We start from the raw sequence: 12,879 nt of genomic DNA on the forward strand, positions 1-12,879 counted from the left end.
CCGTCCAGATGACGCCGCGTTGTACGTGACACGCGGGCGCAGTAAGGTCATTCAGATGCAAATACCCGCAGATGAGGTTCCCTGATGTCCGACTATCCCCACATGCTTGCTCCGCTTGATCTTGGCTTCACCACGTTGAAAAATCGCGTGCTGATGGGGTCGATGCATACGGGCCTTGAGGAAACACAGGACTGGAATCGCGTCGCTGAATTTTATGCCACCCGCGCGCGGGGCGATGTGGGTCTGATGGTCACCGGCGGGATCGGGCCGAACCCCGAAGGCTGCGTGGCCCATGGCGCTGCCATGATGGCAAGCCAAAAGGACGTGGACAATCACAGCGTCATCACATCGCGCGTCCATGAGGCGGGTGGCAAGATCTGCATGCAGATCCTGCACGCAGGCCGGTATGCCTTTTCGCCAGAATGCGTTGCCCCCTCCCCGATCAAGTCTCCGATCTCCATGTTTGCGCCGAAAGAACTGGATGAAGACGGTATCGAAAAGCAGATCAGCGATATCGTGAATTGCGCCCATCTGGCCCGGCAAGCGGGCTATGACGGGGTCGAGATCATGGGATCCGAAGGTTATTTCATCAACCAGTTCCTTGTCACGCATACCAACAAGCGCGAGGACCGCTGGGGCGGATCCTATGAAAACCGCATGCGCCTGCCGATCGAGATCGTGCGCCGTGTCCGTGAGAAAGTCGGCGACGACTTCATCCTGATCTACCGGCTGTCGATGATTGATCTGGTGCCCAATGGCTCGACCCATGATGAGGTCGTGCAGCTGGCCCGTGAGATAGAGAAAGCAGGCGCCACCATCATCAATACCGGTATCGGCTGGCACGAGGCGCGCATTCCCACCATCGCGACCTCTGTCCCGCGCGCAGCCTTTGCATGGGTCACCAAAAAGCTGATGGGCAAGGTTGGCATCCCGCTGATCACCTCGAACCGCATCAACACCCCGGCAGTCGCCGAAGAGGTGCTGGCAGATGGGTGCGCCGATATGGTCAGCCTGGCGCGTCCCATGCTGGCGGACGCCGATTTCGTGGCCAAGGCAATGGTCGGCAAAGCCGATCAGATCGCGCCCTGTATCGCGTGCAATCAGGCCTGTCTGGATCACACATTCGGCGGCAAGCTGTCATCTTGCCTTGTAAACCCGCGCGCCTGTGCGGAAACCGAATTGAAGATTGAGCCTACAGCGAACCCAAAGACGATCGCAATCGTCGGCGCAGGACCTGCAGGCCTGTCCACTGCGATCACCGCGGCTGAGCGGGGTCACAAGGTGACCGTGTTTGACCGTGCCTCTGAGATTGGCGGGCAGTTGAACCTGGCAAAGCAGGTCGCGGGCAAGGAAGAGTTCTGGGGCTTTGTCGATTGGTATCGCACCATGATTGATGTCCATGATGTCGACGTGCGGCTTAACACCGAAGCGACAGCAGATGATCTGGACGGCTTTGATGAGGTCATCATCGCCACCGGTGTGATCCCGCGCGATCCGAAAATCCCGGGGCAGGACACAGGCAACACATTCAGCTATATCGACATCCTCAATGGCACCGCAAAGGCAGGCGACCGCGTGGCCGTGATTGGGGCGGGCGGCATCGGTTTTGACGTCTCGGAGTTTCTCGTGCACGAGGGTGAAAGCCCAACCCTCAACCTTCCGGAGTGGATGGAGGAATGGGGCGTGGCAGACCCGGCGGAACACCGTTCCGGCCTGGCCCCCGAAGGCCCGCAACCCGACGCGCCCGCGCGGCAGGTCACGTTGCTGCAACGCAAGGCCACCAAACTGGGCAAAGGTCTGGGCAAGACAACCGGATGGATCCACCGCGCAGCGCTGGCCATGAAGGACGTCAACATGATTGGCGGCGTAAACTATGAAAAGATCGACAAGGAAGGTCTGCACGTTTCGTTCGGTGAAGCGCGCGAAAATCCGACGCTGATCGAGGCTGATACGATTGTTCTTTGTGCCGGACAACTTTCCGATCGGTCCCTGGCCGACACGCTGGAGGCCAAGGGCAAGACATGCCACGTCATCGGCGGTGCCGATGTTGCCGCAGAACTGGATGCCAAACGCGCAATCGATCAGGGAACGCGGCTGGCCGCATCCTTGTGAACGGGCAGCGCGGCGCCCTATCGTGGGCCGTCGCGTCTGATTGTTAGATTGTCATGAGTTTAAGAGAAAGATGAAGAAGGGCGCTGCTCACTTCATCTTTCAAATAAACTCATGTCTACCTTTGCTAAAGGCACCACCCTCCGCGTGCTGCTCGCGCTTGCGAACGGTGCGCACCTCTGCAACTCTGCCGCATGCCTCTTTGCGTCTTTGACATTCACCCCGACGGCACGGCTAGCGTGCCAGATGATACCGCTCTGACAGGGCCAAGCGCGTATCGCTGGTGGCACTTCGATTTGAACGATCCGGAATTGGCGTCGTGGTGCGCAAGTACACTTGATCCGATCCCCGCCGCAGCCCTCTTGCAGTCCGAGACCAGACCAAGGTGCGATCCTTACAAGGACGGGCTAATCCTGAACCTGCGCGGGATCAACATGAATGACCATCAGCCGTCCGACCAGATGGTGTCCGTACGGATGTGGGTCGCGCGGGACGTGATCGTTACTGTACGCGTACGCAAGGTCTTTGCGATGGACGATATCCGTCAGGGCATCGACGCAGATGATGCGCCGCGATCACCTGCCGCGTTTTTGCAACGCCTGATCGGGTTTCTGACCGGGCGGATTCAGAACGAGGTCATGCAGATTGTCGAATTGACCGAATTTTACGAGCGCGATCTGGAAGACAAGGACACGCCCACGCCAAAGGAATTGCCCGAAGCGCGCAGGCGGGTGATCAAACTGCGCCGTTATCTTGAACCGCAGCAGAACGCGTTGAACAGACTGGCCACGATCACTGGCGATCTGATCACGCCCGACGCCGCTTTGGAACTGCGCGAATTGGCAAACCGCACCACCATTGCGGTTGAAGAACTGGCCGCACAACAAGAACGCATTATCGCCGTTCAGGATGAACACGACCTGCAGGTTTCCCAAAAACAGGCCAGTCATGGATACCGGTTATCGGTGGCCGCTGCTGTTTTCCTGCCGCTGGGATTTCTGACCGGACTTTTTGGCGTGAACGTGGCGGGGATGCCAGGGATGAAGGATCCGATGGCCTTTACAGTCCTTTGTGTGGTGATGGGTTTTGTGTGCGTAATCCTGCTAATCGCGTTGAAAATCACGCGCTGGCTGTAGCGAAACAATGCATTCGCCTGTTTCCGTGCCATCAACGATCCGCGCAATTACCTTGCTACTGTCCCACCCACGCCCAGAACCTGCCCCAATTGACCGCCATACCTGTTCTTCGACACACAAGACCCCAGAAGAGGAACAGGCATGGATCGCCTTACAGAAATGGAAGCCTTCGCCACCGTGGTGGATCAAGGGGGTTTCACGGATGCCGCCAAGAAGATGGGGATATCGAAATCCGCCGTCTCCAAGCACGTCTCCTCGCTTGAGGCACGGCTGGGTGCGCGTCTGCTGAATCGCACCACCCGCCGCGTTTCTCCAACAGAAATTGGTCTTGCCTATTATGACCGCGCCCGCCGTGTGCTGAATGACGCTGGCGAAGCCGATGCGCTTGTCACATCCATGCAATCGGCCCCCTCGGGTCTCTTGCGGATTTCCGTTGCGACAGACTTTGGCGTTAACCACCTATCGCCGGTCTTGTCTGAATTTCTGACCGATTTCCCGGACATCACCGTGAACATGGTCCTTAACAACCGGTACGTCGAACTGATCAGCGAAGGCTTCGACATGGCCGTGCGGATCGGAGAGTTGGAAGACAGCACTCTGCGCGCCCGCAAACTGACCGAGACCACCAAACGCATGATTGCAAGCCCGAAGTATTTCAATGACTTCGGCCGCCCCGAAAAGATCGATGATCTGAACGAACACAAGCTTTTGCACTATTCCAACCAGTCCAGCGGCAACGTCTGGAAATTGACGGCCCCCTCGGGTGAAAAGCGCCAGGTGCGCACCGCCGGCTGGCTGTCGGTGAATGACGGACAAAGCCTTCTGAACGCGGCGATCTCAGGGCTTGGTATCGCTTACCTGCCAAGTTTCCTTTATTCCGAAGCTATGGAAAAAGGTCTGGTCGAAGACGCCATTCCCGAATTGCCATTGGAAACACAAGGCATCTACGCCGTCTATCCGCCGGGCCGTTTCACGCAGCCCAAAGTGCGCGCGTTCATCGATTTTCTGGTCCATGCTTTTGCCGAAAAAGGCCCCAGCGACTGGTAAAAGAACCAACGACACCTCCCTCGGTGTTTGACTTCTCCCGGTGCCCCTGGCGCCGGGAGCCTTTGTCTTTGCGGAAAGCTACACCGCTGCGCGGTCAGACCTATTCTGCGCGCAACAAAATCACTTCGACACGTCGGTTGGCATCGCGGCCTTTGTCCTCAAGATTGGATGCGACGGGCGAGAGATACCCCATGCCTTCAGCCTCCATACGGGCACCGTCGATTTCGTAGGCGTCAATCAGACGCTGGCGAACAGATTGCGCCCTGCGTTTGGACAGCGCGATGTTTCCAGCCAGCCCGCCCACCGAGTCCGTATGCCCCACCAGGGCGACCTTGATACCGGGCTGCGCCTTGAGAAAATCCGCAAGGTCGGACAGGGTCGCGAAGGGGCCGGTGCCCAGATCTGCCGATCCGGTCTCAAACTCCAGATCGCGCAATACAAAATGGCCCCTGCCCAGAAGCTCGCCACTGATGTCTCCCGGTTCTGCGCTGCGGCTGACAGGCACGTCGGCCACGGCGGCGACATCAACCGCACCTTCGCTGAGCTCTCCGGCGTGGATGATCTGCACATAAGCCGAGGTGGCAGAGGTGCTGGCCAGGACCGTGATGACCTCGCTTGGGGCATCAGTTGCAGGCTTCACTGCGGTGACCATGTGGTAGGCCCGGATGTTGACGTACATGTTGGGACCGGGCAGTGTTTCGGTTGCAAAGCGAAAGTCAAAACCACCGCAGGCGTCGCCAGCACAGTCGAGCACGATCTCATATCCGTTGTCCTGCAACTGCTCTCGCAGGGGCCGCATGACCTGCAAAGGGGTGATGCCCGACGAATCGAGCCGCCAGGCCGCACGCCGCACGTCCCCCTCGATCGTGAGTTTCGGCACCACTTCACCGTCAAAAACGCCGACGGGTGCGGTGTAGATGTCCGGCGCGGTGTTACGCTCTACGGTCAGCCGCGCGGTTGCCGGCAGCGCCAGTTCCAGCGCTGCAGCAGGCTGGGTCAACAGCAAAAAAGGAAGGACGATCGATCGGATCATCGCGCCTGGGCGTGGTAGCCCTCGTTTGGTCGCATGTCCGTACCGCTGGCCACACGGTTGGTCATGTTGAAAAAGGCCGCGACGGCTGTGATGTCAAAGATATCACGGTCCGAAAATCCATGTGCGCGCAGCGCGTCTCTATCGCCTTCCACCACATTCGCGCTTTCCTTGGTAAGCTTGACCGCGAAATCCAGCATGGCCATCTGGCGCGCGTCGATAGCGGCGACTTTGTAGTTCATCACCAGGGCCTCGCCCAGCGCGGGATCACCTGAAAGCTGACGCACCGCAGCCCCGTGTGCGACTAGGCAATAGTAGCACTTGTTGACCGACGACACCGCGACCGCGATCATCTCGCGCTCGAGCTTGGTCAGGACGCTGTCGCCCAGCATCAGGTCGTTGTACATCGCCGTAAACGTATTCAGCTTGTCGATATCAAAGGCGTAGGCTTGCAGGACGTTTGGCACCATCCCAAGCTTCTCGCGGCAGATATCGAAATACTTTTGTGTGTCTTCCGGCAAAGGATCGACCATGGGCAGATTAAGGGCAGTCGGGTTTGCGTTGGCCATGGCAGGCTCCTTCACTGGGCGCATTGGCGATAATGATACTGGCCCGCTGGGGTAAAGCCTAGCGCCTGATAAAGCGCATTGGCGGCAATGTTCCGTTCAACGCACAGGACACTGATGTAGTCGGCGCCGTGCGCCTGCGCCCAAAAGGCCGCCCGGCGCATCATCCAGACGGCAACACCCTGCCTGCGCTGGTGAGACAATACCTCAACCGCGTGAACCATACAGACACCATTGTGCACTGCGGCAAAAGCCGCTCCTGCAGGTTTTTCATTCCACCGCGCCAAAATCCCGGTCTTGGTTTTCGCCCGCGCCATCACATCCAGCCGCGCTGGGCCGATACCGCCCTTGGCCCAGATCTCTGCCATGATCGCCAATGGTTCCCAGATGGTGAAGGCCGTAACGCGCGGGATTGGCACATCTGTCAGCTGTGCGATCGGCAGGGTATAGAGCGTGACAGGGTCCACAATGCCATAGCCTCGCTGCGCGAGAGCCTTATCAAGCGTCTCATCGCCCGCACGGATCATGAAAAGCGGGGTCTGTCCCATTGCCGTCATTCCGGCCTCTGCAACGTCGATGGTGTCGACTGCTGTGCTGCGCGCGGATGTCGCCGCTGAAACCCGTTTGCCCCCGCCCTTCCCTTCGCGAAATGTCCAGGGCCCGTCGTCCCACTGCCGGGCCGCGGGCCAGGTCGCATCGCAGATTTCAAAAAGCTCTGAGGCTGTCGGTTTCATGAAAATGCGGCGCCAAGCAGAGCAATGGCGGCTTCGACGTCGTCGGAATCATTGCCACGAATAACCACATGCGCGCCGTACTTCCCGTCTTTCTGAAAGGGATACGATCCCAATGACAGCAGCGGGAATTGCGCGGCGATGTCCTTAAGCGGCCCGGCAATGTCGCCCTCACCGCGATCAATGCGGATGGTCTTGCTGATCAGTGGCGCGCCGCCTGACAATGTGGGCAGCACGCTTTCAACCATGGCCTCAAACACCGAAGGCACACCTGCCATCACATGCACGTTCTCCAGCTTGAAGCCCGGCGCGGCGGATACCGGATTTTCGATCAGATCTGCGCCTTGCGGAATGCGCGCCATGCGCAGCCGCGCTTCATTCAGCTCTGTTCCCGCCTTTTTGTAGTGCGCGGCAAGGATCTCGCGGGCATCCGCGCGGACGTCAATCTCGCGGCTGAATGCCGCAGCGATGCAGTCGGCTGTGATATCATCATGGGTCGGACCAATCCCGCCGCTCGTAAAGACGTGATCATACATCTGACTGAGTTGCTGAACTGCCGCGATGATCACCCCGTGTTCATCCCCGATGACGCGCACTTCACGCAAATCAATCCCGATCTCGCTCAGCCGCCCCGCAAGATAATGCATGTTGGAATCTCGTGTCCGGCCTGACAGGATTTCGTCGCCGATCACCAGCATGGCAGCAGTAGGGTTGGACATACCGGTTCTCTCCTTGAGCATTCGATTGCCCCGGTATAGGCCCCGCCCCATGCGCTTTCAAACCGATCTTGTTCCCGCACGTCTGATCCGACGGTACAAACGCTTTCTCGCTGATTGTACGCTGGAGGATGGCCGGGAGGTAACGGCCCACTGTGCCAACCCCGGATCAATGATGGGGCTTGCAGCACCCGGAACGCGAATTTGGCTTGAACCCAATGACGATCCAAAGAAAAAGCTGAAATATGGCTGGCGTCTGGTAGATCACGAGAACGGGCACTTTACTGGCGTTGACACCTCTTTGCCCAACCGGGCTCTGAAAGCGGCGCTCATGGCGCGCGAGGTTTCAGCGCTTGCCGACTATACGCATGTGCGCCCTGAAATGAGATACGGTCAGAACTCCCGCATCGACTTTCTTTTGACCGGCGATGGTCTGCCAGACGCATACGTCGAGGTGAAATCAGTGACACTGAACCGCACACCGGGCCTTGCCGAATTCCCTGACAGTGTAACCGCGCGGGGCACCAAGCACTTGCACGAACTGGCGCAGATGGCACAGGCAGGCAAACGCGCCGTCCTTTTGTATCTCGTGCAGCGCACCGATTGCACCAAATTTGCGATGGCAGCGGATATTGACCCTGCCTATGCCGCCGCTCACTCCGCCGCCACGGCATCGGGGCTGGAAACTCTTTGCCTTGGCACCCATATCACGCCCAACGCGATCACATTGGATGCCCCTCTGGCCCTTGTGGAACCTGCGCGTTAAGAGAGAGAGAGACAATTTCAATGGAGAGACCGGTGAACACCCCACACCGTGGCCGCCAGACAAGGGACGGCATCCGCATTTACGACCCATCAGACTATGCAGGCATGCATGCCGCAGGGCGTCTTGCCGCGACCATCCTGGATGAGATCGCCGAACATGTCTTTGTCGGCCAGACCACCGGTGAGATTGACCGCATCATTGAGGAAAAGGTGGAGGCCGCCGGGGCGAAATCGGCCACAATCGGCTATAAGGGGTACAAACACGCGTCATGCATTTCGGTAAACCACGTGGTTTGCCATGGCATCCCCGGCGATAAAAAGCTCAAGGATGGCGATATTTTGAATATCGACGTGACTGTGATTGTGGACGGCTGGTTTGGCGACACGTCGCGGATGTATGTGGCCGGAAAACTGCCGCGCAAGGCAGAGCGGCTGATCAACGTCACCCACGATGCGTTGATACGCGGGATCGAAGTGGTCAAGCCCGGCAATACGTTCGGCGACATTGGCCACGCAATCCAGACTTTCGTGGAAAGCCATCGCATGTCCGTCGTCACCGATTTTTGCGGACATGGGCTGGGTCAGGTATTCCACGCGCCGCCCAACGTCTTGCATTACGGCCGCCCGGGCACCGGCGCCGTGTTGGAGCCGGGCATGTTCTTCACCATTGAACCCATGGTCAATCTGGGCCGTGCGGAAACCAAAACACTCGCAGACGACTGGACCGCCGTGACACGCGACAAGAGCCTCTCTGCGCAGTTCGAACATTCGGTCGGCGTGACGAATGACGGCGTGGAAATTTTTACCCTTTCCCCCGCAGGCAGGTTCCATCCGACATACGAAAGCTGACGGGGTTCACAGCACAGGCCATCCGCCAATGGCGCGCCTATCCGGATTCGTCCCGGGCGAGCCGCTTCATCAGCAAGGACAGAACCGTCTCTCCGGCCAACGGGGTGACCGCGTCAACGATAAAAACCGGCGCCCCGAAAGGCTGCGGTTTGGGCAACGTGATCTGTGGTGCCTTTTTATTGGGAACGCGCCCCACAAGGGGTACGCCTGATACGCTGACATCGCTCATACCCCAAACTTAGCACGGCCTTGCAAAAGGGCAACGCACCCGCCGCTGTGCCAACTAGGTAAGGACTATTGCCATAAATAAGAAAACGTGCTCATGCTTCCCATGGGAGGAATTGCCATGAACTGGACCGATGTCTTTGCGACGCGCACGTTGCGCATGAAAGCGAGCGAGATCCGTGAACTTCTCAAGCTATTGAACCAGCCCGATATCATTTCGTTCGGGGGTGGCATTCCCGATCCTGATCTCTTTCCGACAGCGGCATTTCAGGACGCGATTGTCTCAGCACTTAACCCGGGGAACGAGAGCAGCGCGCTTCAATACTCCGTATCCGAAGGATATGGCCCGCTGCGGGATTGGCTGGCGACCCATATGACAGCGCTGGGCATTCCCTGCGTGCGTGACAACATCATGATTACATCCGGCTCTCAGCAGGCGCTGGATTATCTGGGCAAGCTGCTGCTTTCACCCGGCGATACCGCCCTGATCGGCTGGCCCACGTACCTTGGTGCCCTCGGCGCTTTCAACGCATATGAGCCGCACTACGACCGCCTCGACCCCGGCAGCAATCGTAGTGCTGAGGATTATGCACAGACCGCACAATCGAAGGGCGGACGCGTCAAGTTCGCCTATGCTTCTGTTGATTTCGCCAACCCGACGGGCAAGACGCTGGATCTAAGCGAACGCGGTGCGATACTTGATCTTGCCGAGACCCTGGACATTGCGGTGATTGAAGACGCCGCCTATCAAGCGCTGCGCTTTGATGGCGAAGCAATCCCGCCGATGCTGGCGTTGGAGATTGCGCGCAAGGGCAATATCGAGGCGTGTCGCACCCTTTATTGTGGGAGCTTTTCCAAGACCCTGGCCCCGGGCCTGCGTGTCGGCTGGGTGTGCGGCGCGGCACAGGTGATCTCGCAGCTTGTGCTGACCAAACAGGCCGCAGACCTTCATTCCGCGACCCTCAATCAGATGGCAATTGAAACGGTTGCCTCAACCATTTTCGACCAGCACACAGGGATGCTGCGCCAGACATACAAGGCCCGCCGTGATGCCATGCTGGCAGCATTATCAGCGCAGATGCCAGAGGGCGTGGAATGGACGCGTCCCGAAGGCGGTATGTTCATTTGGGTCACCCTGCCCCCGGGCATGGACGCCGCAGAGGTTTTGCAACATGCGCTGACCCACCAAAGGGTGGCGTTCGTGCCCGGACAGGCATTCCATGCCGATGGTTCTGGCGCGAATACGCTGCGGCTGAGCTTCTCGCTCGCGGACGAGGCCGAAATTTCAGAAGGCATTTCCCGCCTGGGGCAGGCAATTCGCGCCGTGCGGGGATAGGCTCAGTTTCGCTGCAGCAGCGTGACGTGGGTGTCCCCGAATTTTCGCTTGTCGACGCGCTCAAATCCTTCGGTCGCGTTCTGGGGCGCGTTCTCTTCCCAGACCACGATCGCATCCTGCGCCAGCCAACCGCCTTGCAAAGCAGTGGCAATCGCGCGGTTTCCCATTTCCTTGCCATATGGCGGGTCCAAAAAGATCAGATCGAACGGCGCATGCGGCCACGCCCCCAACCGTGTGGCGTCATTGCGCATCAGCGTGGTCTGCTCGTCGACGCCCAGCTTTCGGATGTTTTCGCCAATCAACCGCTGCCCGACGCGACCGTTCTCAACAAAACAGACCTGGCGCGCGCCGCGCGACAAGGCTTCGAGCCCCAGCGCGCCGGTGCCCGCAAAGAGGTCCAGCACCCGGGCACCATCGATCACGTCTCGGTGGATCAGCATGGAAAAAAGGCTTTCGCGCACCCGGTCGGATGTCGGCCGCAGGTGTGCACCCTTGTCGCCCTTACCGACATTGGCCAGCGCTGTACCGCGAAATTTTCCCGCGATGATCCTCACGACTTGAGCAGCGCCTTTAGATCAGTGGCCGGGTCCCCAACGGCATCCGGATCCGGCGATTTACCCGCCTCAATGAGGCGCTTTCCCACCATGTATCCCCGCGGATCATTCGCCGCGTCAACGGCCAAAAGCTGGTCACCCCTGTAATACCAGAACGACACGCTGTTCCCGTCGGCCCGGCGTGTGACGACAGTGTCATAGCCGGTATTAAGCCCTGCGATCTGCAGTTTCACGTTGTATTGATCGGACCAGAACCATGGCTTGGCGACGTAATCCTTGTCTGCGCCCATAATGTTTTCTGCCACCACCTCAGCCTGATCAATCGCATTGGGCACTGATTCCAGCCGGATCCGCCCACCCTTGTAAGGAAAGGATGTGCAGTCTCCGGCGGCCCATACACTTGGGGCGGAGGTCCGCCCCAGTGCATCCACCGCGATTCCGTTATCAAGTTTGAGCCCCGCAGCCTCGGCCAGCGCAACATCGGGCGCGATGCCGACGCCACAGATAACAAAATCGGTCTCGATCACGGTGCCGTCTGCCAGCTCTGCGCCGGTCACATGTCCTTCACCGATAAACCGCATGAGCCCGACACCTTCGCGAATATCAACGCCACGGGTGCGATGCAGATCGCGAAAAAAGTCGCTGGTCTGCGGCGCGGCAACCCTTTGCAGTATCCGTTCTGCCGCCTCAACCAATGTAACCTTGAGACCGCGCTTGGCGGCCACTGCCGCAGCCTCCAACCCGATGTAGCCCCCGCCGACAATCAGCAGACGTTTCGCAACTTCAAAACGTGGCGCCATCGCGTCCACATCCGCCAGATCGCGAACGACGAATACCCCGTCCAATTCGCCCCCGATACGGGCGGGCAAGCGGCGCGGGATCGACCCGGTGGTCAGCACCAGATCGTCATAACTTATCACGTCATGCGCTGTAGTGACCGTCCTGGCATCTGTGTCGATGGCCTGAACACGCGTATTCAACCGCAAATCAATCTGCTGGTCGGTGTAAAAACTTTCGGGCCGCAGGAATAACCGCTCTAGCGCCATATCTCCCAACAGATAGGCCTTGGAAAGCGGTGGGCGCTGGTAGGGCGGTTGTGGCTCTGCCCCGATGAGGGTGATCTGGCCGTCGAAATCACCATTGCGCAGTTTGGCAACACAAGACGATCCCGCCTGCCCTGCACCGATCACAACCACATGTGTCATGCTACTTTCCCTCGAATGTTGTGGTCCTTGGTCAGGGTGAAACCTATATGTCCATCAACGACAAATACAATCGCTAGAAAGGCAAAGCCCATGACAATCTCCCAAGGTGACACCCTGCCCGATGCAACGCTGATACAGATGGGGGCTGATGGACCGGCTCCGGTCGTGCTGGCCGACAAGCTCAAAGACCGCAAGGTTGTCCTATTTGCTGTGCCGGGGGCCTATACCGGAACCTGCCATTCTGCGCATGTGCCCAGCTTTGTACGCACCAAAGATCAGTTCGATGCAAAAGGCGTGGACGAAATCATCTGCCTGTCCTGCAACGATCCCTTCGTCATGAAGGCATGGGGAGAAGCCACAGGCGCGACAGAGGCGGGCATCACCATGCTGGCCGACGCCCAGTCGGAATTCACCAAGGCGATTGGAATGGACTTTGATGTCCCTCCCGCAGGCCTCATCGCGCGCTCCAAGCGTTACGCGATGCTGGTGGATGACGGCAAGGTCACCCTCTTTCAGGCCGAAGAAAACCCCGGCGTCTGTGAGGTTTCGGGCGGCGAAGCGCTGCTTGAAAACATGTAAGTGATTGGCGTCGGCCCTTAGGGGCCGACGC

At 58.9% G+C, this 12,879-nt stretch carries 14 protein-coding genes; 7 read left to right on the forward strand and 7 right to left on the reverse strand.

Translation table 11 applies throughout. From position 1 onward, the window contains the following. The first annotated feature begins 84 nt into the window (after positions 1-84). From H9Q16_RS12905 to H9Q16_RS12915, 3 genes are all read left to right on the forward strand, one after another. Positions 85-2,112, forward strand: coding sequence for an NADPH-dependent 2,4-dienoyl-CoA reductase (locus H9Q16_RS12905; RefSeq protein ID WP_191075837.1), 2,028 nt, complete (start codon positions 85-87; stop codon positions 2,110-2,112). Between the two features lie 191 nt (positions 2,113-2,303). After that, complete coding sequence (locus H9Q16_RS12910; protein WP_191075838.1) at positions 2,304-3,245, forward strand: zinc transporter ZntB; 942 nt, start codon at positions 2,304-2,306, stop codon at positions 3,243-3,245. A 141-nt stretch (positions 3,246-3,386) separates the two neighbouring features. Further along, positions 3,387-4,292, forward strand: coding sequence for a LysR family transcriptional regulator (locus tag H9Q16_RS12915; RefSeq protein WP_191075839.1), 906 nt, complete (start codon positions 3,387-3,389; stop codon positions 4,290-4,292). 100 nt (positions 4,293-4,392) lie between these two features. Here H9Q16_RS12915 and H9Q16_RS12920 read toward each other — a convergent pair whose 3' ends face one another. From H9Q16_RS12920 to H9Q16_RS12935, 4 genes are read right to left on the reverse strand one after another with little or no spacing between them, the layout of a single operon-like run. Next, complete coding sequence (locus H9Q16_RS12920) at positions 4,393-5,325, reverse strand: OmpA family protein (RefSeq protein WP_191075840.1); 933 nt, start codon at positions 5,323-5,325, stop codon at positions 4,393-4,395. Beyond that, the gene (locus H9Q16_RS12925; RefSeq protein ID WP_191075841.1) at positions 5,322-5,891 is read right to left on the reverse strand and encodes a peroxidase-related enzyme; all 570 of its coding nucleotides are present in this window, start codon (positions 5,889-5,891) and stop codon (positions 5,322-5,324) included. The genes H9Q16_RS12920 and H9Q16_RS12925 overlap by 4 nt, the downstream gene beginning before the upstream one ends. A gap of 11 nt (positions 5,892-5,902) precedes the next feature. Next, positions 5,903-6,622 carry a GNAT family N-acetyltransferase gene (locus tag H9Q16_RS12930; RefSeq protein WP_191075842.1) on the reverse strand — a complete coding sequence of 240 codons (720 nt, stop codon included), beginning with the start codon at positions 6,620-6,622 and terminating at the stop codon, positions 5,903-5,905. Beyond that, positions 6,619-7,338, reverse strand: coding sequence for a competence/damage-inducible protein A (locus tag H9Q16_RS12935; RefSeq protein ID WP_191075843.1), 720 nt, complete (start codon positions 7,336-7,338; stop codon positions 6,619-6,621). The genes H9Q16_RS12930 and H9Q16_RS12935 overlap by 4 nt, the downstream gene beginning before the upstream one ends. 49 nt (positions 7,339-7,387) lie before the next feature. Here H9Q16_RS12935 and sfsA point away from each other — a divergent pair, with 49 nt between their 5' ends. Continuing rightward, positions 7,388-8,101, forward strand: coding sequence for a DNA/RNA nuclease SfsA (gene sfsA, locus H9Q16_RS12940; RefSeq protein ID WP_191075844.1), 714 nt, complete (start codon positions 7,388-7,390; stop codon positions 8,099-8,101). A gap of 32 nt (positions 8,102-8,133) precedes the next feature. After that, complete coding sequence (gene map / locus H9Q16_RS12945; RefSeq protein ID WP_343067846.1) at positions 8,134-8,949, forward strand: type I methionyl aminopeptidase; 816 nt, start codon at positions 8,134-8,136, stop codon at positions 8,947-8,949. A 37-nt stretch (positions 8,950-8,986) separates the two neighbouring features. Here map and H9Q16_RS12950 read toward each other — a convergent pair whose 3' ends face one another. Next, positions 8,987-9,178 carry a hypothetical protein gene (locus H9Q16_RS12950; protein WP_191075846.1) on the reverse strand — a complete coding sequence of 64 codons (192 nt, stop codon included), beginning with the start codon at positions 9,176-9,178 and terminating at the stop codon, positions 8,987-8,989. A gap of 117 nt (positions 9,179-9,295) precedes the next feature. On the opposite strand from H9Q16_RS12950, the gene H9Q16_RS12955 reads away from it, so the two are divergent. Beyond that, entirely contained in the window at positions 9,296-10,510 is a 1,215-nt protein-coding gene (locus tag H9Q16_RS12955; RefSeq protein WP_191075847.1) for an aminotransferase-like domain-containing protein, read from the forward strand. Positions 10,511-10,512: 2 nt separating this feature from the next. Here H9Q16_RS12955 and rsmD read toward each other — a convergent pair whose 3' ends face one another. Together rsmD and H9Q16_RS12965 are read right to left on the reverse strand one after the other, a co-directional pair. After that, on the reverse strand, positions 10,513-11,064 hold the full coding sequence (gene rsmD / locus H9Q16_RS12960) for a 16S rRNA (guanine(966)-N(2))-methyltransferase RsmD (protein ID WP_191075848.1): 552 nt from the start codon (positions 11,062-11,064) through the stop codon (positions 10,513-10,515). Next, on the reverse strand, positions 11,061-12,269 hold the full coding sequence (locus H9Q16_RS12965) for an NAD(P)/FAD-dependent oxidoreductase (RefSeq protein ID WP_191075849.1): 1,209 nt from the start codon (positions 12,267-12,269) through the stop codon (positions 11,061-11,063). The genes rsmD and H9Q16_RS12965 overlap by 4 nt, the downstream gene beginning before the upstream one ends. Positions 12,270-12,359: 90 nt before the next feature. Between H9Q16_RS12965 and H9Q16_RS12970 the strand changes: the two genes are divergently transcribed. Then, positions 12,360-12,848 carry a peroxiredoxin gene (locus H9Q16_RS12970; protein ID WP_191075850.1) on the forward strand — a complete coding sequence of 163 codons (489 nt, stop codon included), beginning with the start codon at positions 12,360-12,362 and terminating at the stop codon, positions 12,846-12,848. Positions 12,849-12,879 lie beyond the last annotated feature (31 nt).

Origin of the sequence: Sulfitobacter aestuariivivens, from assembly GCF_014763045.1 — a bacterium.
In the GTDB taxonomy this organism is placed as follows: domain Bacteria; phylum Pseudomonadota; class Alphaproteobacteria; order Rhodobacterales; family Rhodobacteraceae; genus Sulfitobacter; species Sulfitobacter aestuariivivens.

Coding starts and splice junctions, on each gene's coding strand:
- H9Q16_RS12965 (WP_191075849.1), bottom strand. CDS start 12,269: ATGACACATGTGGTTGTGATCGGTGCAGGGCAGGCGGGATCGTCTTGT.
- H9Q16_RS12915 (WP_191075839.1), top strand. CDS start 3,387: ATGGATCGCCTTACAGAAATGGAAGCCTTCGCCACCGTGGTGGATCAA.
- H9Q16_RS12950 (WP_191075846.1), bottom strand. CDS start 9,178: ATGAGCGATGTCAGCGTATCAGGCGTACCCCTTGTGGGGCGCGTTCCC.
- H9Q16_RS12910 (WP_191075838.1), top strand. CDS start 2,304: ATGCCTCTTTGCGTCTTTGACATTCACCCCGACGGCACGGCTAGCGTG.
- H9Q16_RS12955 (WP_191075847.1), top strand. CDS start 9,296: ATGAACTGGACCGATGTCTTTGCGACGCGCACGTTGCGCATGAAAGCG.
- H9Q16_RS12925 (WP_191075841.1), bottom strand. CDS start 5,891: ATGGCCAACGCAAACCCGACTGCCCTTAATCTGCCCATGGTCGATCCT.
- H9Q16_RS12905 (WP_191075837.1), top strand. CDS start 85: ATGTCCGACTATCCCCACATGCTTGCTCCGCTTGATCTTGGCTTCACC.
- H9Q16_RS12930 (WP_191075842.1), bottom strand. CDS start 6,622: ATGAAACCGACAGCCTCAGAGCTTTTTGAAATCTGCGATGCGACCTGG.
- H9Q16_RS12970 (WP_191075850.1), top strand. CDS start 12,360: ATGACAATCTCCCAAGGTGACACCCTGCCCGATGCAACGCTGATACAG.
- H9Q16_RS12920 (WP_191075840.1), bottom strand. CDS start 5,325: ATGATCCGATCGATCGTCCTTCCTTTTTTGCTGTTGACCCAGCCTGCT.
- H9Q16_RS12935 (WP_191075843.1), bottom strand. CDS start 7,338: ATGTCCAACCCTACTGCTGCCATGCTGGTGATCGGCGACGAAATCCTG.
- sfsA (WP_191075844.1), top strand. CDS start 7,388: ATGCGCTTTCAAACCGATCTTGTTCCCGCACGTCTGATCCGACGGTAC.